Annotated in this window: 15 protein-coding genes; 8 read left to right on the top strand and 7 right to left on the bottom strand. The window is 40.0% G+C overall.

What is annotated here, in order from left to right; genetic code table 11:
- Positions 1 to 68 precede the first annotated feature (68 nt).
- From trxA to AAC073_RS11910, 3 genes are all read right to left on the bottom strand, one after another.
- Positions 69 to 389, bottom strand: a complete 321-nt coding sequence (gene trxA, locus AAC073_RS11920) for a thioredoxin (RefSeq protein ID WP_339924061.1) — start codon at positions 387 to 389, stop codon at positions 69 to 71.
- Positions 390 to 476: 87 nt separating this feature from the next.
- Complete coding sequence (dnaE, locus tag AAC073_RS11915) at positions 477 to 4,763, bottom strand: DNA polymerase III subunit alpha (protein ID WP_339924060.1); 4,287 nt, start codon at positions 4,761 to 4,763, stop codon at positions 477 to 479.
- Between the two features lie 455 nt (positions 4,764 to 5,218).
- On the bottom strand, positions 5,219 to 6,997 hold the full coding sequence (locus AAC073_RS11910) for a metallophosphoesterase family protein (protein ID WP_339924059.1): 1,779 nt from the start codon (positions 6,995 to 6,997) through the stop codon (positions 5,219 to 5,221).
- A gap of 219 nt (positions 6,998 to 7,216) precedes the next feature.
- Here AAC073_RS11910 and AAC073_RS11905 point away from each other — a divergent pair, with 219 nt between their 5' ends.
- From AAC073_RS11905 to AAC073_RS11895, 3 genes are all read left to right on the top strand, one after another.
- A complete protein-coding gene (locus tag AAC073_RS11905; RefSeq protein ID WP_339924058.1) occupies positions 7,217 to 7,426 on the top strand; it encodes a hypothetical protein in 210 nt (69 codons plus the stop codon).
- A gap of 85 nt (positions 7,427 to 7,511) precedes the next feature.
- Positions 7,512 to 10,901 carry a SusC/RagA family TonB-linked outer membrane protein gene (locus AAC073_RS11900; RefSeq protein ID WP_339924057.1) on the top strand — a complete coding sequence of 1,130 codons (3,390 nt, stop codon included), beginning with the start codon at positions 7,512 to 7,514 and terminating at the stop codon, positions 10,899 to 10,901.
- A 20-nt stretch (positions 10,902 to 10,921) separates the two neighbouring features.
- Entirely contained in the window at positions 10,922 to 12,607 is a 1,686-nt protein-coding gene (locus tag AAC073_RS11895; protein WP_339924056.1) for a SusD/RagB family nutrient-binding outer membrane lipoprotein, read from the top strand.
- Between the two features lie 574 nt (positions 12,608 to 13,181).
- On the opposite strand, the gene AAC073_RS11890 is transcribed toward AAC073_RS11895, so the two are convergent.
- From AAC073_RS11890 to AAC073_RS11875, 4 genes are all read right to left on the bottom strand, one after another.
- Complete coding sequence (locus AAC073_RS11890) at positions 13,182 to 14,480, bottom strand: hypothetical protein (protein WP_339924055.1); 1,299 nt, start codon at positions 14,478 to 14,480, stop codon at positions 13,182 to 13,184.
- Positions 14,481 to 14,652: 172 nt separating this feature from the next.
- On the bottom strand, positions 14,653 to 15,816 hold the full coding sequence (locus AAC073_RS11885) for a DNA-binding transcriptional regulator (protein WP_339924054.1): 1,164 nt from the start codon (positions 15,814 to 15,816) through the stop codon (positions 14,653 to 14,655).
- Between the two features lie 3 nt (positions 15,817 to 15,819).
- A complete protein-coding gene (locus AAC073_RS11880; RefSeq protein ID WP_339924053.1) occupies positions 15,820 to 17,067 on the bottom strand; it encodes an MFS transporter in 1,248 nt (415 codons plus the stop codon).
- Positions 17,068 to 17,152: 85 nt separating this feature from the next.
- Positions 17,153 to 18,010, bottom strand: a complete 858-nt coding sequence (locus AAC073_RS11875) for an ROK family protein (RefSeq protein ID WP_339924052.1) — start codon at positions 18,008 to 18,010, stop codon at positions 17,153 to 17,155.
- A 507-nt stretch (positions 18,011 to 18,517) separates the two neighbouring features.
- On the opposite strand from AAC073_RS11875, the gene AAC073_RS11870 reads away from it, so the two are divergent.
- The 5 genes from AAC073_RS11870 to AAC073_RS11850 all read left to right on the top strand — a co-directional run bounded on the left by AAC073_RS11870 (position 18,518) and on the right by AAC073_RS11850 (position 25,590).
- Positions 18,518 to 19,768, top strand: a complete 1,251-nt coding sequence (locus AAC073_RS11870; protein WP_339924051.1) for a metallophosphoesterase family protein — start codon at positions 18,518 to 18,520, stop codon at positions 19,766 to 19,768.
- On the top strand, positions 19,765 to 20,868 hold the full coding sequence (locus AAC073_RS11865; RefSeq protein ID WP_339924050.1) for a sialidase family protein: 1,104 nt from the start codon (positions 19,765 to 19,767) through the stop codon (positions 20,866 to 20,868). The genes AAC073_RS11870 and AAC073_RS11865 overlap by 4 nt, the downstream gene beginning before the upstream one ends.
- Before the next feature lie 11 nt (positions 20,869 to 20,879).
- Positions 20,880 to 21,929, top strand: a complete 1,050-nt coding sequence (locus AAC073_RS11860; RefSeq protein ID WP_339924049.1) for a polysaccharide deacetylase family protein — start codon at positions 20,880 to 20,882, stop codon at positions 21,927 to 21,929.
- Positions 21,926 to 23,116 carry a sialidase family protein gene (locus tag AAC073_RS11855; protein WP_339924048.1) on the top strand — a complete coding sequence of 397 codons (1,191 nt, stop codon included), beginning with the start codon at positions 21,926 to 21,928 and terminating at the stop codon, positions 23,114 to 23,116. Before AAC073_RS11860 ends, AAC073_RS11855 begins: the two co-directional genes overlap by 4 nt.
- A gap of 230 nt (positions 23,117 to 23,346) precedes the next feature.
- A complete protein-coding gene (locus AAC073_RS11850) occupies positions 23,347 to 25,590 on the top strand; it encodes a hypothetical protein (protein ID WP_339924047.1) in 2,244 nt (747 codons plus the stop codon).
- Positions 25,591 to 25,619: the final 29 nt, after the last annotated feature.

Raw genomic sequence — 25,619 nt, 5'->3', positions numbered from 1 at the left:
GCCTTTGTAAAAAGAAAAAGTCCTTCGAAAGAAGGACTTTTTTTATGCTTAAATATACTTGGTAGCAATTATACCTGAGCTTCTAATTTATCAGCAATTACAGATTTAGGAACTGCACCTACTATTTTGTCTACTACCTCTCCATCTTTAAAAATCAAAAGGGTAGGGATACTTCTGATTCCAAATCTGCCTGGAATTTCTTGGTTGGCATCTACATCTAATTTACCGATGGTGACCTTACCTTCATATTCTCCTGCAAGTTCTTCTACTATGGGTCCTATCATTTTACAAGGTCCACACCATTCTGCCCAAAAGTCTACCAATACTGGTTGTTCAGATTTGATTACTTCATCAAAACTGCTATCTGTGATTTCTATTGTTTTTGCCATTTTAATGTAATTATGGTTTTTTATAAAATATATAACTTAATCAGTTTCAACAATAATAAGTTCCAGACTGACAAAATTAATTTAGTATCAAATGATCTTATAGGCCACTTCTGGTATTTGATCCAAGGCCTGTATGAACTCGTTTGATGGGTCTATTCGGTACTTTGAGGAGATCAGGTCCAGCGTTAAATTTTCTTTATTGTCTATGATATTTATATATAATTTGGCTTCCCCTTTGTATTTCTGGGTGATGGTTTCCAATTTTTCCATCAGTTCTAGCCCCAAGTCATCCAAATCAATATGCACTCTCAAACCCTTGATCATTTTAGCCCTTATCTCATTAAGTAGAGTGATTTGAGTAATTTTAAATTCAAATTCTTCAGGGTTAAATCTTTTGGGTTGCACCGATCCAGTGATGTATAAAAACCAATTGGGCATAAAATATTCCTTGAATCTCACATAATCCTCTCCAAATATGAAAAAGGTATGTCCACCATGATAATCTTCCATAGTGAGTGTTCCAAAAGGTTTTCCATTTTTTGTAGTCCGGTGAGCAAAGGTGGTTACTGCTCCCGCAAGTTTAATTTCACCTTTTGATTTAAGCTGAGCAGAGTCAGCGAGTTCAGGCAGCCCAGTGTTGGTAAATGCGTCGATTTCTACCTTGTACTGATCCAGTGGGTGCCCTGAAATATACAGTCCTACGACCTCTTTTTCAATGTTTAATTGTTGCAGTTGGCTGAAGGGTTCCATTTGAGAAATTGTAGGAACAGGAATGTCAAGACCTCCGCCTCCTCCAAACATAGAAACTTGTGAACTCTCTTCCTCTTGAATAACTTTTTGGGCATATTTAACAGCTTTCTCTAGTAGTGAAGCTTCACCTTCTGGTGCTTCTAGGTATTGCCTGCGGTGAAAGTCTACAAAACAATCAAACCCACCTGCCATGGCCAATACTTCCATGGTTTTCTTATTTACCGCTTTAAGGTTTACCCTTTTTGTAAAGGAAAAAATATTTTTGTAAAGCCCTGCTTTCTCCCTTTCTTCAATGATAGCGTTCACAGCAGCATTACCTGCCCCCTTTATCGCTGCCATGCCAAACCGTACCTGCCCTTCCATGTTTACTGTAAAATCACTTTTAGATTCATTAACATCAGGCCCTAGTACTTGAATGCCCATTCGTTTACATTCCTCCATAAAGAAAGTAACCTGCGTAATGTCATTCATATTATTGCTTAGCACAGAGGCCATGTACTCTGCAGGATAATGCGCTTTTAGGTAAGCTGTTTGATAAGCAATCCAGGCATAGCAGGTAGAGTGGGATTTGTTAAAGGCATAAGAGGCAAAGGCTTCCCAGTCCTTCCATATTTTTTCTAGTTTTTTGCTATCGTGACCTTTTGCTGCTGCCTGATTGACGAACTTTGGCTTCATCTCATCAAGCACGTTTTTTTGTTTCTTACCCATGGCCTTACGCAGCACATCTGCCTCACCTTTGGTAAAATCAGCTAGCTTTTGCGAAAGTAGCATCACTTGTTCCTGGTAGACTGTGATCCCATAAGTCTCCTCCAGGTATTCCTTCATGTCGTCCAGATCGTAAGTGATCGGTTCTAAGCCATGCTTTCTTCTAATAAAACTGGGTATATACTCCAAAGGTCCTGGTCTGTACAAGGCGTTCATGGCGATGAGGTCAGCAAATACAGTAGGTTTCAATTCCCTCATGTATTTCTGCATACCCGCAGATTCATATTGGAATATGCCGACAGTTTCTCCTTTCTGAAAGAGCTCATAAGTCTTGACATCGTCAATCGGGAAGCTTTCAGGATCTAGTAAAATGCCATGTCGTTCATCAATAATCCTTACAGCATCCTTGATCAGGGTTAGGGTTTTTAGGCCTAAAAAGTCCATTTTAAGTAAGCCAGCACTCTCTACAACGGAGTTGTCAAATTGAGTGCACACCATTTCCGAATCCTTAGCAAGCGCCACGGGTACAAAATTGGTAATGTCGTCAGGCGTAATAATAACACCACAGGCATGAATACCGGTGTTTCTTACTGAACCTTCCAGCACCTTAGCCTGATTGATAGTTTTGGAACTTTCATCGTTGCCTTTTGAAATTCGGATAAGCTCTAATGCTTTTTCTAAATTGTCATTGTTGTTTTTAAGCTTGGCAGAAAGCTTGGCCCGGTCATTGGCCAATTCAAAAAGCGCTTTAAGTTTGATATCTGTAACTAGCTTTGCCAGCCTATCGGCTTCAGGGAGTGGAAGGTTAAGTACCCTAGCCGTATCCCGAATGGCGGATTTGGCAGCCATTGTTCCATAAGTGATGATCTGTGCTACCTGGTTAGCACCATACTTCTTAATAACGTAGTCGATAACCCTTTGTCGTCCTTCATCGTCAAAGTCAATGTCAATATCAGGAAGCGAAACCCTGTCTGGATTAAGGAATCTCTCAAAAAGTAGGTCATAAGCAATGGGATCGACATTGGTAATTGCCACGCAATAGGCCACTGCAGACCCTGCGGCAGAGCCCCTTCCGGGTCCTACCGAGACGCCCATGTCTCTCGCTGCACGCGTGAAGTCCTGAACAATCAGGAAATAACCCGGGTAGCCTGTCCTCTGTATCGTTTCCAATTCAAAATCCAGTCTTTCCCTAATTTCATCGGTGATCTCTGTGTACCTTTTTTTAGCTCCTTCGTAAGTGAGGTGGCGCAGGAAAGCATTTTCACCCCTTTTGCCTCCATCTTCATCGTCTTTAATATCCACAAACTTCTCAGGAATATCAAATTTTGGCAACAACACTTCCCTAGCCAGTTTGAACGGCTCAATCTTCGCCACGATCTCATCCGTACAAGTGATGGCTTCAGGAAGATCAGCAAAAAGCTTCTTCATCTCTTCCTGAGATTTGAGGTAAAATTCCTCATTAGGAAAGCCATAGCGATATTCTCGTCCTTTCCTTCCGATGTATTTCTTAGGTTTTTCAACCAATTCTCCATCCTTCACACACAATAAAATATCATGTGATTTGGCATCCTCCTGAACATTGTAATAAGTGTTATTGGCAGCAAAATATTTGACCTTGTACTTTTCTGCCCACTGGAGCATTACCTCATTTACCTTTTCCTCCTCTGGAATACCATGGCGGTTTAGCTCAACATAGAAATCTTCACCAAATTGTTCCACCCACCAGACAAAGGCTTCTTCTGCCTGGGTTTCACCTACATTTAGAATCAGATAAGGGATCTCTCCCCATAGTCCGCCTGTAGTCGCAATGATGTCTCCTTTATATTGGACAAGAACTTCCCTGTCTATACGGGGCACATAGTAGAAACCTTCGATGTTGGCATAGGAAGATAGTTTAGCAAGATTATGGTAACCTGCTTTATTCTTTGCCAGCAATACGGTTTGGTAGCCATCGTCTTTATTGGATTTATTTTTTCGGTCGCGGCAAAGATTGAATTCACAACCAATAATGGGTTTGATGTCATTGTTAAAAGCTTCTTTTACAAAATTAAATGCGCCCATCATATTGCCATGATCGGTCATGGCCAATGCGGGCATTCCCAAACTTTTTGCCCTTTTGATGACAGCAGGTATTTCTGAGGTGGACTGAAGTATGGAAAATTGGGTATGGACATGCAAGTGTGTAAAAGGCGTGTCTTTGAGATCCGTAATGTCTGCTCCATCTGCTGCCTTAAGGACTTTTTTGGCTGAAAGCTTTACCTCATCTTTAGCTGCAGCAAAATTTGCGGCCTCAAGATTGGGAGCCTCATAGACTATTTCCTCTATAGTCACTCCCTCGGCGGGTGGCTGTACTCCTTCTTTAATAAGACCGAAAAAACTTTTAGCTGTGGCGTCTACATCATAAGCCGCGTCATGCGCATCGCCAAAACCTTCCCCAAACAATCTCTGGTGGAGCTCAATTAAAGTTGGCCATTTAAATTTCCCCCCTTTACCGCCAGGGATAGCACAAAATTCCGTAGAAATATTTTTTGTGTCGAGGGGCTCTTTTTCCAGGTCTTCGATGGACTTGTTAGTCCTCAATAATTCCGCCCCAACGATGGATATATCGAAGCCAATATTATGGCCTACAAGATAGCTTGAGTTTTTGAGGTCTACTTCAAATATCTCCAATACCTTTTCCAAGTCGTGCCCTTCCTTGAGGGCTCTTTGGGTGGAGATACCGTGTATTTTCTCAGAGTTATAAGGAATAGTAAAACCTTCAGGCTTTACTATAAAATTATTGTTAGAGACAAGTCGTCCTTTATCATCATGGAGTTGCCAAGCCAATTGAACCAATCTTGGCCAATTCTCCAGATCAGACATGGGCGCATTGTAATTGCGAGGAAGCCCAGTAGTCTCAGTGTCAAATATCAGGTACATATTAAATCTATGGATAGGGTATTAAAACCAATTTTTTTAACCAAATGGGGCATTGGACAGAAGCTTTGTTCTGACCAAATCCATTTGCTTTATTTTAACCTAAGGCGAGCAATCGCTGCTGTGGTATCTTCAAAATACTGAATCAATTCAGCCAATCCTAGCCCTTACCGAATACAAACTATTTTAATTACTTAATCCGCTGTTTTTCTTATTATTACAATTTTTTATAAGAAGGGAATGGCTGTTTGTCAAGATTGCTATTGCGAAATAGGAGTTAAAAATACAGGTAATAAAAGGTTTCTACCAGTTAAATTTGAAAAATATCTGAGTAAAAAAAAAGGCCTGTCAGCAGATAAATGGCTAACAGGCTTTAAGTCGAAAGATACTTTTGGTCTTCTATGACACGTTGAATGCTTTTGCTTGGTTTGGCTTTAAAACTTGAAAATTGTAATGTATTATTTGTTAATTGAAAATTGATCGACCTTCTCTCCATCAACATTGATGGTTTGCGCTTTCATCGTTTTACCATCAATTGTAATGTATTGGTACAAGTGATCCGCTTGAAACTGAATTTCCGCATAGGAACCAGTTTCTACGTCTTTGTTTTTCCCAGTGGTGCCAACAGAAATCCAGTAAATGGTTCCGTCCTCAGGATTTTTTACAATTTGTCCGTTATTAATTGGTTTAGACCGCATATAGTAATGAAAATGTCCTCCCATTACCATGTCAACGTGGTACTTGTCGAAGAGTGGTCCCCATTCTTCCTGTATGTCTTCGTAAGGTTCTACAGCATTGAAAGGGGGGAAATGGAATACGGCGATTTTCCATATTGCATCCGATTCTTTTAATTTTTTCTCAATCCATTCCGTTTGGTCTTCATTGGGAAAGGTAGAGTCTATCATTAGGAAGAGCGCATTTCCATAATTGAAAGCATACGAGCGCCCAGCCATTTCAGGAGAAGGACTGTCTGAAGGATAACTCAACATTTTTTCAAACATCCAGGCCCCAAGCCCATCCTGACTATCGTGATTACCAGGAACTGCCATAAGTGGTTTCCTTGCTACAGTACCTCCCGCATATTGGAATAACTTGTCCCAATCATCTCTATATAAACCGGTATTTACAAGGTCTCCTGCAATATAGTAGAAAGCAATGTCGGGGAATCTTTTTTCTGCTTTTTGAATGTTATTGCCCCATACTTCCGAAAGGTGAACATCACCAGACCAAACAAATGAAAATGGTTTGTCTTTGTCTGAAGCAGTGTTGAAGGTCTGGGGAGATGACCAGCCGGCTTCTTCATTTCCCACAATATAGCCATATTCAGTTTCTGGCGTTAAGGACCTGAGCTTCGCTGTAAACCTATTCATGTACCGGTCATTTTGAAGGAGACGGTCTTCCATTAAAAATTTTTCTGCCTGAGTTTCTAAGGTATCTTTCGTACCGCCTTTCCAATACTTAACTATTCCTGAGGGCACTGTCTCCGTCGTTCTCCATTGGATGTCCATGGAGTTTTCGGGCGATTCACTCCAGGTAAGGAGTACCTGATCAGGTTTTTCCCCTGTAGGATAAGCCGTAGTTCTAAATGCATCCACCATGTGTGCCTCTCTAGCTCTACCTCTGATGGTTGTCAGTAGTTGTTGCCCTTTGAGTGCGTCAGGAACCTCGGTAAGTGTCAATCCACTCCAGTCATGATACGTGAAAGCACCAATTTCAAAGACTTCTATGTGTTGTTTTGCAGGAAACACAGGCGTAATTTCCAATTCCTCCTCGGCATTTTGTGGGGCAAGGCCTATAAAATAAACAGGCCTGTGTTTGCCAAAACCGTTAATGCCCAACTGGATTTCTCCTGCATCAAAATCTTTTTGCCAAACTTCGTAAGTATCGTGCTCATTTTTCACTTCCAGCGCTGTGAGACTGAACCCAGAAGGCTTAAGCCAAAAAGGAACGACCTCTTGGCCTTTATTTCTCATGAGGGAAACAGTAGTAGGTACATTTACCTTTACTTTCCAATATTGGGTAGCCAGGGATTCTTTTTCTTCCTCCGTAAGGTAATGTTCTGCATAGCTATGTGAGATGGTATCAAGCGCTTCTTTATCCAATTCTTTATAAAGACGAGTTACTACCTCATCCATCGTTTCCTTTACCGAAGGCAAAGCTTTTTCATCTTTTTTTTGAGGTCCGCATGAACTGAAAATCAATACAATGCAAACCAATAATAGTGGTAAACTTTTCATAAACTGTTTAAAATTAGTGGCCATTGGTCTCCAAAGGCCGATTTTGGTATCAAATAATATTACGCATTAAAATGAAATCAGGCCACTTTGTGCTAAGGTTAAGTTTGTTAACAATTATTTCACAATAAAAAAGAATTGAATTAAATAGTCTCTTTTTTATAACCTATGGTATTTACGGTGGAGGGCATTTATATGAAAAAGAAAAAAGCAGAGGCTCTAATGCAGAGACTTGTACAAAATAAAATTTCACGGCCGGAGTTTGAGGAACTTTTAGGAAGTCTTGAGGATCCAGAAATGGTGAACGGGATGGAAGAAAGTATGCGGAAACATTTTGAGCAAGTCTTAAAAGACTACGACGATGAGTTAAAATCGAATATAGAAGATCAAATAATAAGTGATAATTACAGTAAAGATCATAAAGAAAAGTAATAGAAGTCCTTTAATGGGCAAGGTTTGGAGAATCAATTCCAATTAATAAAATGAACGCAAAACTGAAAATTCAAATCAATTAATTATGAAAAAACATCGTACTAAAAAAATGATGAAGTGGATGGTGCCACTTCTCTCGGTAGGTATTTTATCTACTGGATCAGTACTGGCGGAAGCCAATGGAAATCCTGCAATAGGGAATTCTTTTGCACCTGCTTTTACTGTCGAGGAGATGGTTGCAGTCACTATCAGAGGAAAAGTTACCTCCACAAGTGATGCTTCAGGCTTGCCTGGTGTAACCATTTTGGAGAAAGGAACAAGCAATGGAACAGTTACGGACATAGACGGATCATATACTATTGACGTCGCTGGTTCCAATTCAGTATTGGTATTCTCTTATGTAGGCTTTGAAAGCCAGGAGGTAACAGTTGGTAACCAAACCAATATTAACCTAAGCTTGGAAGAGGCAGCTACGGCCATGAATGAAGTAGTAGTAACAGCCCTTGGTATCAAAAGAGATCAAAGGTCATTAGGGTATGATGTATCTACTGTATCTGCAGAAGACGTAACTCAGGTGTCTCAAGAAAACGTTTTGAGTTCTCTTGCAGGTAGGATGGCTGGTGTGACCATCAACCAAACAAGTGGACCAGGATCTTCCATGAGCATGGTAATCAGGGGCGCGAGTTCATTGTCATCTGACAACCAGCCTCTATTTGTAGTAGATGGGGTGCCAATGTCTAATTCGCTAAATAACAATTCTCAAAATGGTGATGGTAACCAGGTTGATTATGGTAATGCGATTTCCGATATCAATCCTGATGATATCGCCAGTGTCAGTGTGTTAAAAGGCCCAAGTGCAGCAGCACTTTATGGTACTCGTGCAGGTAATGGCGTAGTTATCATTACTACCAAATCTGGTGGGAAAGGTAAAAGCATGGGGCTTTCCTTCTCTACAAGTAACGTTTTTGAACAAGCTTCTCGTTTGCTTGACTTGCATTATAATTATGCAAATGGTAACAGAGAAGGTGTTTTTAATGATGGATCAGCCTATTGGGGTGGACCACAATTGGACGTCGGAAACTTAGCACAACAATGGAATAGCCCTGTTGATGAAAACGGAAACGTAATCCCAACTGAGTTGAAGTCTTATCCGAATGCTATGAAAGACTTCCTTCAAACTGGTATCACTTCCAATAACAATCTCGCCATAAGTGGTGGAGATGACAAGGCTACCTATAGGGTGTCTTACGGAAATATGATCCATCAGGGTATGATCCCAAATTCCGATTTGTATAGAAACAGCATTTCTTCTGCCGTTACTTATGACATTTTGGACAATTTGACGCTTAGTACTAACTTCAACTATACCAATAGCAAGTCAAATGACAGACCTAGTACAGGTGATAGAAGAGGTAACGCTTTAGAAGCGGTGTACAATTCCTCTTATATTGATTATGAGGGAATGAAAGGCATCTGGGTTCCTGGACAAGAAGAAATTCAGCAATTAAGGACTCCTGTGGGAGACAACCCATATTTTATCGCTTATGGCATTGAAAATGCTTTCCGAAGAGACAGGGTTTATGGAAACGTATCTTTGGATTATAAGTTCTCTGAGAACTTAAATTTATTGGTAAGGTATTCTTTGGACCGATCTGACGAAAACAGAGAAACCAAAATCGGTTACAGTTATAGCAGAATGGCTAAAGGTGGATATTACAACACAGACATGTTGAGGCAAGAGTCTAATGCCGATTTCCTTTTGAGCTATAATGAGGACTTTGGTAAATTAGATTTCAATGCATCTGTAGGTGGAAATATCATGAATAGGTATTATAGTGCGACAGAAATTGGAGTAGGTAGTGACAGGAACAATGGTCTTGTGGTACCGGGTATTTATAATGCTCAGAACATTCCAGCAGACAATAGAGCTGTTTCCAGTGCTTTTAATAAAAAGCATATCTACAGTATTTACGGATTGGCCTCATTTGGATATGACGATCAATTGTATTTGGATTTGACTGCTAGAAATGATTGGGCATCTACTTTACCTTTGAACAACAATTCTTATTTCTACCCGTCTGCTTCTTTAAGCTGGTTAGCGAATTATACGCTTAATCTTCCTGAAAGCATTGACATGTTGAAAGCAAGAGTAGGTTGGGCCAAAGTGGGTAATGATACAGATCCTTATAGTTTGTATCCTAACCTTTCTACAGGTAATTATAATTCAATAAATACTGCTTCAGTAAGTTCAGCAATATTGAACCCTAATTTCTTACCTGAAGAAGCTACTTCTATAGAAGCTGGTATCGATTTGAATATGTTTGCCAATAAGTTAAGGTTTTCTGGAACCTATTACGTGATTGAAAACACGAACCAAATATTCGCTGTAAATCTTCCAAGATCCTCAGGATTCAGTAGCAGGTTAATTAATGCTGGATTGATCCAAAGTAAAGGTTTGGAATTGGCTTTAGGTGGTACACCTCTTGATAGAAATGGTTGGAAACTGGATGTTGATTTAAATTGGAGTAGAAACAGAACCAGCGTTTTGGAACTGGTAGAAAACTTTGATAGAATTACCCTTTGGGGAGAAAATGGTGGAGGAGCCATTACTTTCTTAGGAGATGAGATTGGAAACATGTACAGTAGAGGATATGTAGAGGTGGAAGATCCAAATTCTCCTTATTACAAATGGCCAGTATTAAGTAATGATGGTGAATGGCAACGATTGTCAGCAGATGAAGACTTAAGAAAAGTGGGTAACTTCAACCCTGATTTCATATTGGGTATGCAAACTGGGATTAGCTACAAACGATTTGTTTTGAATGCGAGTTTTGATTGGAGACAAGGTGGTGAATTCATGTCATTCACTTATAGATATGGTGAATCTGATTGGAAATCCCAAAGACAAATTGACGATCTAATACCAGGTGGTTTGTATTCTGAAGATGAATTGGCAGCCATGTTGAAGTCTGATCCAGATAAATACATTATACCTAGACCTGGAAATTTCCCTCGTGTAGGTGGTCATACCGCTGAAACAGGCGGATTCCCTATCGATGAGAATGGTTCTGACGGGGCATTTATTCCTGGTGTGATTCAAACTGCTGGTGCAGATACTCCTGACAATTATGCAGATGATGTGTACGAAGAGCATTTGGGTGGTTCTGGCACAAATATTTATCCTATCACCAATACCTACCCATGGAGTTTCAATGAGCAAGTTACATTTGATGCAACTTTTATTAAATTGAGAGAATTGTCTTTAGGGTATAAAATACCAAATTTCAGTGTGTTTACGAATGCTACATTCTCTGTTTACACCAGAAATATTATGTTATGGACCAAAGCTGATATCGGAATTGATCCTGAAAGAGCCTTTATGACTTCTGGATCTGGGTTTAGACAAGGAATCGAACGTCAAAACGTTATGCCTTGGAGTGTGCCAATTGGTTTCAAGCTTAATTTTAATCTTTAAAGTTCCTATACTTACATATCATGAAAAATTTATTTGAATTTAGAAAGATAGCCGTATTTCTCCTGGGGCTTATCTTGGTCACAGGATGTGACGAAAAACTCAGTGAGATCAATACCAACCCTTATGGTATTGACCCGGCCAATGCCAATCCAAACCTTTTAATGCCTTCAGTGCTAACTTCTTCAGCGCAAGGTTATTTGGAGTTGGGCTTTAATGACCTGGCTGGAGCCATGCAATACACACAGAAAAATGGATGGTATAGCGGTCATAATAATTATGAGTGGGTTTCGAGAAACTGGACAGGATGGTATGATATCCTGAGAACCAACAACCTGATGATTACCAGAGGTGAGGAAATGGAAAATGTCTTTTTCCAGGGAATTGGGCTTACCATGAAATCCTTTGCTTTCGGAAATATTGCAGATCTTTGGGGTGATGCTCCTTATACGGATGCCCTAATGGGTGACCAAGGAAGTGACCAATTTCAGTTCCCAAAATTTGACAGCCAGGAAATCATTTATGATGGTATCATTGCTGATTTGAAAGAGGCAGCAACCATGCTTGCTTCTGCTTCAGCAGAGGGTGTTACAGCTGGAAATGATCTTATTTATGGTGCCAATGTAGATAGCTGGAGAAGGTTTACCAACTCCTTATTGCTAAGGTATTATATGCGTTTGTCTGAAAAGAAGCCTGATGTAGCCAAAGCTGGAATTGAAGCCATTTATAGCAGTGGGATCTATATTCAGGATCCTTCTCAGGATGCCACTCTTGATTATACAGGTGGATCAAATGACATTTGGATCACAAGACATGTTAGGTTAAACCCTGATGATTTCCAAAGATACCAGGCTTGTCAGACTTTCATCGATCAATTGATGATGACTGAAGATCCTAGACTTCCTGTATGGTTTGATTCTGTAAGGGTGCAGTGGGTAGAAGATGCTACCCTTGCTGTTGCCGCCGAAAGTTTCATTAGAGCTAATGGAAATCCAATCGAATCAATTTACACTTTTGATCAATTCGAAGAAGATTATGCTGATGTGAAATTTACACGTCATTTTAATCCAAATATGGCGGATTACAATACAGATTTGTATGTTGGTTTACCTCCATCTATCCTTACGCCAGAATCTTATAACGGTAATCCTATCCCTGGTCAAGGAACGCAAAACCTACATGTTTCTCAGTTGGATGAAATTTATGGTACGGCTGGATCTTCGGGAGACATCCTAAAAGCGAGAATTATCTCTGCTGCAGAAATTAGCTTTATCTTCGCTGAAGCAGCCTTGAAAGGCTGGAATGTTGGTGATGCTGAGATGCATTACAATATGGGAATCGAACAATCTCTTGAAGTTTGGGGAAAAGGCGATATGTACGATGAATTTATCGCGAAATCTGGTGTAATGTTTAACGGTACTATCGAACAAATAATTACCCAAAAATGGGTAGCTAACTGGTCCAATGGTACTGAAGCTTTTGCAGATTACAGAAGAACAGGTTTTCCTGACTTAACTGCAGGTCCATTGTCTCCTCAGCCAGAGGTAGCAATCAGGTTCCAGTATGGAAATGATGAGTATAACAACAACGCAAATAATATTGATGCTGCACTAAACAACCTTGAAGTGACTGACTTCTCAGGTAACTTTGGAGCAGATAGTCAATGGTCTAAGCCTTGGTTGTATCAAGGAACTACAACACCTTTTTAAGGTATTGATTAGTTTTTAATTAAAACTTAAGGTTCTCTGTCGGTTCGGCAGAGAACCTTTTTTATTTTGGCTTTTGTGAAAATGGTTTTAGACCACCCAGCAAATTTATTTCTGGTTTTTAGTTTAGCGTTTTTAGTGTTTACTTTTAACCACCCAGGAAGTTGCTTTGGTAAAGACAAAGGATTTATCAATGTCTTTAGATTTTCCAGTTTGTATTATTATGCCCCATAGGGTAAATCCTTTGGAATCCCTGGCAGGATTAAAAATGTATGAAGCATAAAAATTTGCATGGTTGGAGAGGAAGACTTCAGACATTCAGGTGTATCAGCTGATTGAGATAATAAGAGCCAAGCCTAAATTTAAGGCATTACCGGTAACAGGGGAGCTATATGATGCTTTCGATTTGCATAATAATAAATCAGGCAGCATTAAGCTGGTCTTTTAAATAGCCAATTTGCCTAAATCGATACGAAAAGAATTATGATAAAGAGTAAAAACGAAAAAGTCAGGATCGTATGATCCTGACTTTTTTATAATATAAATCAATGGAATATTTAAGCTATTCTATTTGGGGTTAAACCCAATCAAATCGTTTTTGCATATGGGACATTTCTCCATGGCTATTTATCAATATAAGTGTAAGAATAGCCAAGAAGATAAAAATAAGTAAAAGGGCTTTTCTCCAGGTTTTTGAAAGTGCAGGGCGTTCCTGAAAAGTAGGTTTGAACTTGGGGATTAATAGAATAATAATAATAAAGTTGACGATATATAGAAACTGTTCTATTCTATAGAAGCTTAAAAAGGAGCCTGTTATGAAGATAGAGAACAGTATGTAGGTAGCGAAAAAAGTTTTGAAAACCATGGATAACTCCTTGTAGCTGATCTGTTGGTTTTGAAGAGCCTTTTTGCCCGAGAACAAATTTATCCAATAGATGGCTAAACCTAGGAATACGATAAGGGCAATTATTTGAACAGCCATCATCCATGTTTGAGGCTGGCTAACAAATGCCCCCAAAGTGTCTGAGAAATCCTTCATTATAAAAGATTGCTGCCAAACAAAGAAAGGAATAAGTAGTAATAGGCCGACAGCCGGAATGGTAAGGTTGCTAGTCGTAAATGAAGCTGTAGCTTTTTCTTCTGGCCATTTAGAGGTAAATGTTCCATAAGCCATCCCTGCTCCACCAAAGAACCCAAGAGAATATTCCATGACATTCCACATGTTGAAGGGTACTTCAGCGAAATTGCCGAGCACATGTAGAAAATTACCAAAAGCGAAACCAAAGCCGCCTCCCAACCCTGAATATACAGCCACTCTCATGGCGCTATATTGTTTGGTTCTTGCCATATAATACAACATGGCAATTCCTGAGCCAGCACATATCCCCCAGGCCTCAGAGCGTGGAGGCGTCATTTCAAAACCCAATTGCTCAATGATTAAAAAATAAAAGATGATACCACCTACCGTCATTTCCATAACTACTTGGTGCCATTTAATTTTCTTTTCAGGATGATCTGCCAGAACTAACCCAAATAGACCACCCCCTATTAAACCATAAAGACCTCCAACAACCAATAAACTTGCTAAGCCGTAATACACATTAATAAAATCCACGCCTCTTCCGTACCCGACAAGAATACCGTAACTCATCATGCCACCAAATCCCCATCCTAATGCTCCTGCAAAGGCAGCCTTAATTGCCTTATTGTACCAATGTTCTTTTTTTGCCAATAATATAATACTCAGACAGCCTATACCTCCCGCCCAAGCTGCACCTTGTTCATGCCCGAATTGGCCACGTATGGCCCAGGCAGTGGCCAATGCCATACCAGCGATGATAATGGAAATGATTGTATTTTTGTCTAAATGTTTCATAAAGGGAATTAAGGTAAGGGTTGAAAATTGATATTGACATTAATATTCTATAATACCCTAGCCTTCTGAAAAGTACCATTCTTGGTATTTTCTTTTTATGAATGGTAGCAATTAATTATTTCGTAAGTGAGAGTTTACGAGAAATTTACAACTGCTGTAGCTAAAAGTGGAGTTATTTTCCAGCGAGATACCTTTTTCGGTATTCAATAGGATTGCACCCTTTGACCTGTTTGAATTGGCGGGCAATATTTTTGCTATCATTCAATCCCAGGTCCATCGCGATTTCAAAAACGGTCTCGTCCGTTTCGAGAAGTTTCTGGGTGAATTTTTCAATGCGTAGGTTAAATATATATTTATAAATGGGGTAGCCTGTAATCTGCAGAAACCGTTTTTCCAAGCTTCTTCTGGAAAGAGGAACCTGCTTTACAACCTCATCTACCTGTAGGTTTTTTTCTATGTTTTTATGGATAAATTTTAAGGAAGAGGCAATGTGATCATCATTGGTCGCATAGATATCCGTAGACTGGCGGGTGATAACTTGGGTTGGCTTCACCAGGATGTCATAAAAATTACTTGCGCTTGTCCTGATCATTTGTTCCATCAATTTGGCTGTATCATAGCCCCCTTTTTCTATGTCCAGCCCTATACTTGACAGTGGAGGGTCAGACAATTCACATAGCATTTCATCATTGTCTACGCCCAATACGGCGACTTCTTCGGGGATTCGGATTTTATTTTGTTTGCAAGCTTCTGTGATGTGCAGACCTTGATTGTCATCACAGGTCATTAATGCGATCGGTTTCGGCAAGGACAGCAACCATTTACTCAAGGAGTTGCTTTTATAATACCATAAATCTGTGGACCTTGATTTTCTGTGTTCAAAGTAATTGACTTTGTAACCCATGGAATTGACTTCTTTTTCGAAGCCTTCTGCTCGTTCTCTGGACCAAACAATGTCCTTGAACCCATAGAATGCGAAATTTTTAAACCCTTTTTTTAAAAAATACTGTGCACCGATTTCACCAGCTTCATGGTAGGAGCCGGTGATATTTGGAATTTCAGTAAACCGTTCTTTAAAATCTTGTGCTACTACAGGAATCTTAGAGTCGATAAGCAATTCTAAGTCAATTTCATTGTATAATTGCCCTATTATCCCATCTGCTCCCCAATCCTTAGCCCATTCAAGTATTCCTTTGATCCCAATGGTTTCCCTGTAATATAGCGGCATGCGACAATAAGTCCACGGACCATTTTCAGTAGAGTACTTGGAGATTCCTTTTAATAAACTCTTGCTGTACTCTTCGGCAAAATCGAGGAGCAAAATTATCTTATACATGTATTACTTAAAGATATCCTTCAAACTTTTAGTAGCATTGGTGACCAATGGTTTGGCCCAAATTCCTATGCTCAATATATATCCTAAAGTAAACAAAAGAAATAACATCGACAATTTTAATCCAACAAGTTCTGCCAAGCCACCGATTACCAGTGGCACTATAGCACCACCAGCTATACCTGTACACAATATCCCTGAAAAGGTACCATGGTGCTGAGGTACTGAATTGAGCGCCAATGAAAAGATAATAGACCACATCACAGAAGCGAAAAAGCCAGTCAAAGGAAAGGCGATCAAAGCAATTTCTGCCGTGCCAAAAAGACCTGCTAACAATGAAATAATTGCTCCTAATGTGAAAGCGATCAAAACTGTTCGGCTATCAAGGAATTTTAATAAAGCCAGCCCTAGCAAACAACCGATTGTTAGCAAACCCCAAAAATAGGAAATGACAATCGCACCCGTAGTAGAAGGGTCAATGCCATGGTATGATTGAAGGAATTTTGAAATCCAGTTGGCTATACCTTGCTCAGTACCCACATAACAGAATATTCCAAGAAAGTACAGTAATACATATTTATTGCCAAGTAGGTCTTTAAAAGCTACCCCCACATCAATTTTTTCATCTGCTTTAAGCTCAACTTTAGGGAATTTTGCGAAATATACGATGATGACCATAAGAAAAGCAATGGCTGCAAATACCCAGTACAATGAAACCCATTTTAGGTCTTCAGGAACCATAGGGTTTAAAAATGAAAAGAGAAGGGAATCTTTTGTCGTATGAATATTCGTAACCAAATAGCTGTAAAGCATAGGGCTAAGAAAAGAAGCCGCTCCAAAGGCCAGCTGACCCATCACTGAGTTAAATGCAAAGTGTTCCTCACCTCCAGCCGTTCTTAACAAAGGATTAATGACTACTTGAAGTACAGCCATCCCAATTCCAATAATGAATAATGAAATCAAAGCGACGGAGAAGCCAGGTATAAATGCGAAAAGGAGCGCACCAATAAAAGCCATGGTAAAAGCAAATATTAGCATTTTCTTTTCCTTGTATTTCTCCACTAAAATGCCGGAGGGAATAGACATCACAGCATAGGCTACAAAAAAGGCAAACGGTAAAAACCCTGCTAAACCAATGCTAAGTGTGAAACTATCGATGATATCGGGAATGATCGGCCCAAGAATATTGGTAAGAAATGAAATGACGAAAAAAATCAATAAAATCAAGGCAACAATCAGTGTGTTTTTTTTCATGTCATTTAATTATTGGTCGTAGCAATTGTTTTGATTGATAATTTGCTGATTAAGATTGGTCATTGAACCAATACAATCGATGATATTAAAGTGCTTTGCTGGTATGTTTGATTGATAAGTCCACGAGTGCAGCAGCACCTAAGAGTGCAATATCTGCATTTTTGGTCAAATGAATCTTCAATTTTTTCACAGATTCTGGATAAATGTAATTGCTAAAGGTTGCCCGCATGGCTTCTTCGAAAAATGGGAAGGCGTTTGCCACAGAACCTCCTATTACAATGGCTTCTGGATCGTAAGTATACATCACTACCTGAACGGCAGCGCCAAAGTGTTTTCCAAAAGTATGCCATTGAGCCAAGGCCTCCTTGTCTCCATTTTTTGCAGCTGTAAATGCATCTAGAGCAGTGGTTTGATATTCTGCACTAAAGAAATTTCCACTCGCATAATATTCAATATTATGTTCAAGGTAGGGAAGTAGGCCGATTTCTCCGGCACCACAGTTCACCCCTGCATAGAGCTTGTCTTCGATGATTATCCCTGAGCCCAAGCCTGTACCTATAGACATGCCTACCATATTGCTGTAGTTTTTGCCCATACCAAATTTGTATTCACCAATGGCAAAACAATTGACATCGTTGTTTACAAATACTGGAAGGTTGAACTCCTTTTCAAGAATGTCTTTTAATGCCACCTTGGTCCAAGAAGGAATATTAGTCACATTATAGACTATCCCTTTTTTTACATCTACTACCGAAGGTACGCCTATACCTATGCCATCTACATCGTATGCTGTTAGTGGCTCGATAAATTTTATAACCTGGTTAAGAGTGGACTGAAGGTTGTCTTTTTCTTTCAAAAGCGCTTTCGTCTTATGAATGATTTTGCCTTCGTGCTCTATCCCTACCTGGATTTTTGTTCCTCCTAAATCTATTCCTATGTTCATGGTAATAAGTCGGGTATCTTTAAAAAAAAATCAACGACAAATATATCTTAATTTTAACCTTTTAACAATTAATAAAAGTATTTTAGGTCATGTTTAAGGTCTATTAACTGGCTGAAATACAGTATATAATAAGTTGGTATATGTGTTGAAATTCAAGAGGTATACTTGAAAAGTTGCGTTAAGGCTATTTGAGAGCTATTGTTTTTTTCAATAGTACAAAACAGTAATTTGTTGTAATGTATTTGAGAATTAAGATTGGGGAAGGGTTTGTCCAAGTGCAAAATGAAAGCTTAGCCCTGATTGGGGTGCCTGACAACGTTATGTTAAAATTGAAGGTATTAATGATAGCGAACATTAGAAGTGATTTAAAATGCAATAGCTTGTCTATTGCCATTTTCATTTTAGGGTAATTAAAATGTTTGTGATTAATCCATCGCAGCCCGATTGAATAAGTGTTTTTATATTTTTATAACTAAATAACCTGTACTATATTTATTTAAATCCAGAATGATGAAAGAAAGAATTAAAGCATTATTTAATATTGGGTTCTTTTGCCTGCTAGGTTTGTCTCCATTGGCTCTTGCTGCTCAGGAAGAACCAAGTGGGATTTACCTTACATGGCAAGAAGATCCAACGAGCACCATTACCATAGATTGGCACCTTAAAACCAGCACTAGTCAGACGCTTGCTTATCGTAAAAAAGGCACTGATAGTTGGGTTGAAGCAACTAGCAATGTAACTGACTTTCCTTTTTCAGACCGCAAAATCCACAGGGTTTCGCTGAAAGGACTTTCTGCTGAGAGTGCATACGAATTAAAATTTGCTGCCAAGGGCAATGTTTATTATTTCAAGACCATGCCAAAGGATATTTCCAGAAGTTCGATTAAGTTTGCGATAGGAGGAGATACCATGCATGACAAGGCTGTAATGGAGAAGACCAACAGACAGGTTTTACCTTATGATCCGGATTTTATAATCATTGGAGGAGACTTGGCTTATGGCAATGGAGATGGTAAAAACGTAAACAGATGGTATGATTGGTTTGACGCTGTTAAAAACACCTTGATTCAGGAGGATGGACGTATAATACCGATGATGTTAGGAATAGGAAATCACGAAGTGAAGAGTGGTTACAATGATGAGGACATCCCTGAACATTTGAAAGTTGAAAAAAGAAAAGAGAGTGCACCATTTTACTTTAACCTTTTTGCATTTCCAGGACAGCCAGGGTATGGCGTACTGGAATTTGGTAAATACCTAAGCTTTATCTTCTTGGACTCAGACCACACCAATGCAATAGATGGTCCACAGAAGGATTGGTTAGCCCGCGAACTAGCGATTCAGAAAGAAAAGAAAACTTCCCATGTGATGGCTGTTTATCACGTTCCAGCTTACCCGTCAGCGAGGGCTTTTACAGGTACTACCCAAACCATGATCAGGAAACATTGGGTGCCTTTATTCGAAAAATCTAGCATGCAATTAGTATTTGAAAACCATGATCATGCTTATAAGAGGACCTATCCAATAAAAAACAACAATGTGGATGAGGATGGTATCGTCTATATAGGTGATGGATCCTGGGGAACTAGACCTAGGACGGTTCATGATGCTGCGAGTACTTGGTACTTGGAGACTTCTCAATCCGTAAGGGCCTTCACCTTGGTAACGCTTCAAGGCAAAAGTTTTAACATTCTAACAGTTGATGAAGATGGAAAAATCATCGACAGTTATCCAAATAATCCATTGATAAAACCATGAAAAATTCTCAGAAAGTAATTAGTTGTGTACTTTTCGCACTTATAATATTCCTTAATTCCGGCTGTGGTAATGGGAATAAAACAGAAGAAGTCTCAGAAGAGGCCGTGAATACTCAGGTTCCCACGCTTGTAACGGAAGAATATGAACATATCTTCGGTGAGGACAGGCCATTTGCGCAATGCCATGCCTCAACCATTACCGGACTTGGTGACGGTAATTATTTGACAGCATGGTTTGCAGGATCCTATGAAAAACACAACGATGTAGGCATTTGGATTTCTAAAGGCAAGCCAGGTAATTGGTCCGAACCGGAATTACTTGTAAAAGTAAGAAATGAGCCGCATTGGAACCCCGTTTTATTCAATGCTCCTGATGGTAAAGTTTATTTGTACTTTAAAGTCGGTAAAGAAATTGATTATTGGGAAACATGGGTTCAGTATACTGAAGATGGTGGCGTTACCTGGTCTGAGGCCAAAGAATTGGTGCCAGGTGATAAAGGTGGACGTGGCCCTGTAAGAAACCATATGCTGGTTTTATCTGACGGTACATGGCTTGCTCCTGCATCTGATGAAAAAAACAAAGTCTGGACTGTGTTTGTAGACAGATCTGAAGATGAAGGGAAAACCTGGAGTGCTACTGATAAACTAGAAATGGACCGAACAGTGATCACTGAGGAAGGGGTTATTCAACCAGCACTTTGGGAGTCAAAACCTGGACATGTACACATGCTAATGCGAAGTAGCTCAGGGAATATCTGTCGATCAGATTCTGAAGATTATGGAAAAACCTGGTCGGAAGTGACAGAAATAGAATTGCCTAATAATAACAGTGGGATTGATGTTGCCCATATTGAAGGGGAAAAGATAGCTTTGATTTATAATCCCGTAGCTGAAAACTGGGGAGATCGTTTTCCAATTTCCATTGCTGTTTCAGAAGACAACGGCAAAACCTGGCCATTAAAATTTGAAATTGAAAAAGGAGATGGCGAAGATGAATTGTCTTATCCAGCAATGTTTTATGAAGATGGCCATTTGGTGGCTTGCTATACATGGAATCGACAAACTGTTGCATTCTGGAAAGGGAAGCTTGAAGGAATCTAAATCTTGATATTATGAAAATTTCAGTCTGGAATTTATTGATTATATTATTAATCTACCAACCGGTCTTTAGCCAACAAGAAATGACATACGCTCAAAAACTAGGTTATCCTGAAGGGAAAAAAGTTGTCATCTTTCATGTAGATGATGCAGGAATGTCATTTGAGTCCAATGAAGGGGCAATTAAATCCATCAAGGAGGGAGTGGCAACATCCTGTAGCATCATGATGCCTTGTCCATGGGCAGCGAGTTTTGTGAAAGAGGCCTTAAAAGAGCCTATGGATGCTGGACTTCACCTGACCCTAACTTCTGAATGGAAAGATTTTCGTTGGCCTCCAGTTGCTGGCAAGGCTGCAGTTCCTGGTCTGGTCGATAAAGAAGGTGCAATGTGGTCTTCCGTTGAAGAGGTTGTTGCGAATGCGACTCCGGATGAGGTAGAAATAGAAATCCGGGCACAAATTGATCGCGCTTTGTCACTAGGATTAAAACCCACTCATATGGATAGCCATATGGGGACTTTGTTCTATCATTCTCCATTTCTGGAGCGCTACATAAAGGTGGGAATTGAATACGGTATTCCTATCATGTTCCCTGGTGGGAACAATAAATTGCTTGGTCTTTCGATGAATAACAACCTCATCAAACAATTGAAGAAAGAAGGGAAATATAAGGAGGGGATGAAATTGCCCAGCAATTCCCTTATGGAGAAGACGCCTATTGTAGGTAAAAAAATATGGGAAGCAGGATTGCCCGTTTTGGACGACTTGCATTCAATAAGTGGCAATTGGTCTCCAGATTATGAAGTTGATGATGAGGGATTGGGAGCATACAAAGTAGAAAAGTGCAAAGAATTACTGACATTAATGGAGCCTGGATTGGCCATGGTGATTGTTCACAGCATAGGTGATAGAAAAACCTTTGACAGGATCAGTGGATCGGGAGCATCAAGGTATGCTGACATGCTTGCCATGACATCCCCAGATCTTCAAAAATTTATTGAAGAGGAAGGAATTATACTGACTACTTGGGCGGAAGTTATGGAGAGGAGAAAGAAGATAAAATGAAAAGATTAGTATTTATAGGCTTGTTTTTACTCAATACTGCTGCTTTTGGACAATACATACCAAAGGAGAAAATAGTGGTAAATGAAAATCTGATTTTCCCTCTGCAAGGAAACCATGTACATGGAAGTAGTATTGTGGCATTGCCCAATGGGGATTTACTTACAGCTTGGTTTGAGGGATCAGGAGAAAGGAAAGCAGATGATGTTCGGATAATGGGGGCTAGACTCAGAAAGAAGGAAACCCAATGGGGAGAGCCTTTCTTAATGGCAGATACACCCAACCTTCCAGATTGTAACCCTGTACTTTTTCTTAATCAAGAAGGAAAGCTTTTCTTGGTATGGATCGCCGTACAGGCCAATCGTTGGGAACAGTCCATTTTACGCCTACGGACAAGCTCAAGTTATGACAATGCAGGAGCACCAATATGGAGCTGGCAAGACAATATTTTGCTCAAACCGGGGGAAGAATTCCATCAGGAGGTGGTTAAACGCTTTGCCGAATTGCCTGATAATAATGCTGGATGGTCTGAATATGCACCTCTTTATGATCACATGATCATTGAAGCTAGCAAGGACAGTAAGAAATCCAGTATTGGATGGATGACGAGGATTAAACCACTTGTACTCCAGTCGGGAAGGATTCTTTTGCCACTTTACTCGGACGGGTTTAATTTTTCTTTGGCAGCCATTTCAGATGATGATGGGGCCACCTGGATTCCTAGTAAACCAATAGTAGGTAGAGGACCTATTCAACCAGCATTGAGCCAAAGGAAAAGTGGAGAGATAATGGCAATAATGAGGGACAGTGGAGATGCTCCAACCAGGCTACATAGAAGCTTTTCTACAGATGAGGGGATGACATGGACTGCCTCCGAGAAGTCAAGTATTCCCAATACTGCTAGTGTCGAACTGCTGGAGTTAGACAATGGACTGTGGCTATTCCTTGGGAATGACATTGATGATGGCAGGTACCGTCTTTCCCTTTACGTTTCAGGTGATGAGGGCCAAACCTGGAGAAGTAAAGTTTATTTGGAGGATGAGAAAAAAGAATTCGGTGGTTTTTCCTATCCTTCAATGATCCAAGATAGTAATGGAATGATTCACATTACCTACTCCTATCACCTAGACGAAGGTGGCAAATCTATTAAGTACGTAAAAATTGATCCAAATAATTTCGAATCGAAGTAGCCCATCTTTATTAAAAATTGTATTATAATTAACTGAATCACTTACTGGTATTAAGTAAGTCTGGTTCGGCTTTAGTAGTTAGGTTAGGTAATTTTTGTCCGCTCATGTTTTAACAACGGGGCGGACAAATTTATTTATTGGCCATTTTCAGGGCCTACGCTTTAAAATGAATCCACTTTAGTCGCAAGATCGATTCACCAGTCTATTTTTATCAACCATATTATTTTACAATGAAATACTTACAGTCAAAGCTTCTTATACCTGTTGGATTGCTTTTGGGTTTGACGCAAGTTCAGGCGCAACAACTGCCATCAAGCAGTAAAAGGACGCACCAAGATGTTCCTTTTGTGCAAGAATACAGCATCAAATATTACTCAGATGAGCAGTCCACGGACCTTAAAAAGGTTTATGCTGACAGAAATGGCACCGTGCAGCTTTTAGGGACCAAAGGACTATTTAGAACGCATGCAGGAGCATTCTTGTACCCAGGCACCTTTACGCCTGACAAGACCTACCTGGCCATGAAAGATAAAAACATCAGTAGCCTATCCACCGTAGAGGATCAATTTGTTTACTTGGATGACAAGGCGGTATTTAGCAATGCCTGGGCAGGGAGCCTCTACCTAAAACATGAACTTCCGGGAGCCAAACATTTTGTCCATGGGGAGGATTTTACTTTTTTGGTTTCTGATGGAAGCAATATCCATCTTGTAAACCAAGCAGGTGTCATCTATAAAGGCAAGATCAGTGGTTCTCCAGTAATAGGAATCAGCTATGACATTGCCTCAGCAAGGTTTCTGCTTCTGGCGGAAAATAAAGTAATGGCTTTCTCAACGGATACCAAAAAGCTGCAAACCTTGACTGAAGGTTCTGGCTTTACCAGTTTCGTGGTTAGAGAAGGAAAGAACAAGCTTGCAGTAGCCACCACAGATGGTTATTTCGAATGGGACTTATTGGCAGATAAAAAGGTTGGCGAGAAGTACAATGCTTTGCCATGGCCATCCTTGACCAGCCTTACTGAGATCAACGGCTTACTTTGGTTTGGTTCTGAGCAAGGAGCATTTATGCAAAAGGAAGATGGTGGGTTTAACTACTACTATGGTGAAAGATGGTTGCCAGGCGATAAAGTGCTTCATATAACCCAAAAGAACGAGGACGAGGTACTGATACTAACAGACAAAGGGCTTAGTAAACTGGTATTTATGTCACAGACCTTGGCAGAAAAAGCCGCTTTTTACAGCAAGCAAGTAAGGGATAGACATATCCGCCATGGGTTCAACGCCACATTGGTGCAGATGGAAAAAGGCAATGTAAATAGTGGACGAATAAAAGATTCCGACAATGACGGACTTTGGACTTCCATGTATTTGGGAGGAGAGGCATTTCGCTATGCTACCACAGGATCTGCTGATGCTTTGCAGAATGTGAAAGAATCTTTAGATGCGATGGAAAGACTTTATACCATTAATGACATAGAAGGTTTTCCTGCAAGGTCTTTTTCCAGAAGTGGTTTCAAAGACCAACTAGGAGGATCTGTTCATTGGCAAGATGCCTCGGATCCTGAGTGGGTTTGGAAAGCAACTACGAGTAGTGATGAAGTAATCGGACATGTGTTTGTCTTTGGAGTAATCGCAGAATTGGTAGACAATGAAGCATTGCGCCAACAGGCTATAGGCCTTTTGGATCAGCTAATGACCCATATCGTTGAAAATGACTGGTATTTGATAGATTTTGATGGTAAACACACGACCTGGGGCAGGTGGAATCCTGAATATGTAAATGGATTCCCTACCATGGTTGGCGACAGGAAACTAAATTCTTCGAATATCATCGCCATGTTACAAACGGCCTACCATTTTACAGGCAAGGAAGTGTATAAAAAGGAGGCTTACAAGCTTATGAACAAGCATGGCTATCTGGAAAACTTAATGCGTCCTATGGATGGAATAGGCAAAGCCAAGGAAGGTAGCGATGATTGGGCAGCGATGTTGTCAGAATCTTGGAATCATTCAGATGATGAAATGTACTTCCTAGGTTATTGGGGCCTTTATCGTTACGCGTTTACGGAAGATTTAAAAGAAAAATACAAAGAAGCTATTTTAGATCACTGGGAATCAGAACGCCCAGAGAAAGACGGTCTTTGGAATATTTTCGGAGCCTTGGTGGATAGAGAAAACTTTGATTTGGAAGAAGCTGTTTGGTACCTTCAGGAATATCCGCTAGACATGATCAGCTGGAATGCGAAAAATAGCCATAGAAAAGACATTGATTTACTGGAAGCAAATTTCAGAAACCAATCCACCGCAGAGGTGCTTCCACCTGATGAATTGAAACTTCGAAGACATAATGGCAACAGGTTTGACCTGGATGGTGGAAACAACGGAGTGGAAGAATATAGCGCAGGAGATATTTGGCTTTTACCTTACTGGATGGGTAGATACCTTGGCGTTATTAGTGATCCAACTTCTGAATAGGGAGGTTTTAGAAACAGTCCATCTATAAA

This window comes from uncultured Cyclobacterium sp., from assembly GCF_963977555.1.
GTDB lineage: Bacteria > Bacteroidota > Bacteroidia > Cytophagales > Cyclobacteriaceae > Cyclobacterium.
The sequence above is the reverse complement of the archived record's forward strand: the minus strand, read 5'-3'. Positions and strand labels throughout refer to the sequence as shown.

Coding starts and splice junctions, on each gene's coding strand:
- AAC073_RS11870 (WP_339924051.1), top strand. CDS start 18,518: ATGATGAAAGAAAGAATTAAAGCATTATTTAATATTGGGTTCTTTTGC.
- AAC073_RS11885 (WP_339924054.1), bottom strand. CDS start 15,816: ATGTATAAGATAATTTTGCTCCTCGATTTTGCCGAAGAGTACAGCAAG.
- trxA (WP_339924061.1), bottom strand. CDS start 389: ATGGCAAAAACAATAGAAATCACAGATAGCAGTTTTGATGAAGTAATC.
- AAC073_RS11880 (WP_339924053.1), bottom strand. CDS start 17,067: ATGAAAAAAAACACACTGATTGTTGCCTTGATTTTATTGATTTTTTTC.
- AAC073_RS11895 (WP_339924056.1), top strand. CDS start 10,922: ATGAAAAATTTATTTGAATTTAGAAAGATAGCCGTATTTCTCCTGGGG.
- AAC073_RS11860 (WP_339924049.1), top strand. CDS start 20,880: ATGAAAATTTCAGTCTGGAATTTATTGATTATATTATTAATCTACCAA.
- AAC073_RS11890 (WP_339924055.1), bottom strand. CDS start 14,480: ATGAAACATTTAGACAAAAATACAATCATTTCCATTATCATCGCTGGT.
- AAC073_RS11910 (WP_339924059.1), bottom strand. CDS start 6,997: ATGAAAAGTTTACCACTATTATTGGTTTGCATTGTATTGATTTTCAGT.
- AAC073_RS11900 (WP_339924057.1), top strand. CDS start 7,512: ATGAAAAAACATCGTACTAAAAAAATGATGAAGTGGATGGTGCCACTT.
- AAC073_RS11875 (WP_339924052.1), bottom strand. CDS start 18,010: ATGAACATAGGAATAGATTTAGGAGGAACAAAAATCCAGGTAGGGATA.
- AAC073_RS11855 (WP_339924048.1), top strand. CDS start 21,926: ATGAAAAGATTAGTATTTATAGGCTTGTTTTTACTCAATACTGCTGCT.
- AAC073_RS11850 (WP_339924047.1), top strand. CDS start 23,347: ATGAAATACTTACAGTCAAAGCTTCTTATACCTGTTGGATTGCTTTTG.
- dnaE (WP_339924060.1), bottom strand. CDS start 4,763: ATGTACCTGATATTTGACACTGAGACTACTGGGCTTCCTCGCAATTAC.
- AAC073_RS11905 (WP_339924058.1), top strand. CDS start 7,217: ATGCAGAGACTTGTACAAAATAAAATTTCACGGCCGGAGTTTGAGGAA.
- AAC073_RS11865 (WP_339924050.1), top strand. CDS start 19,765: ATGAAAAATTCTCAGAAAGTAATTAGTTGTGTACTTTTCGCACTTATA.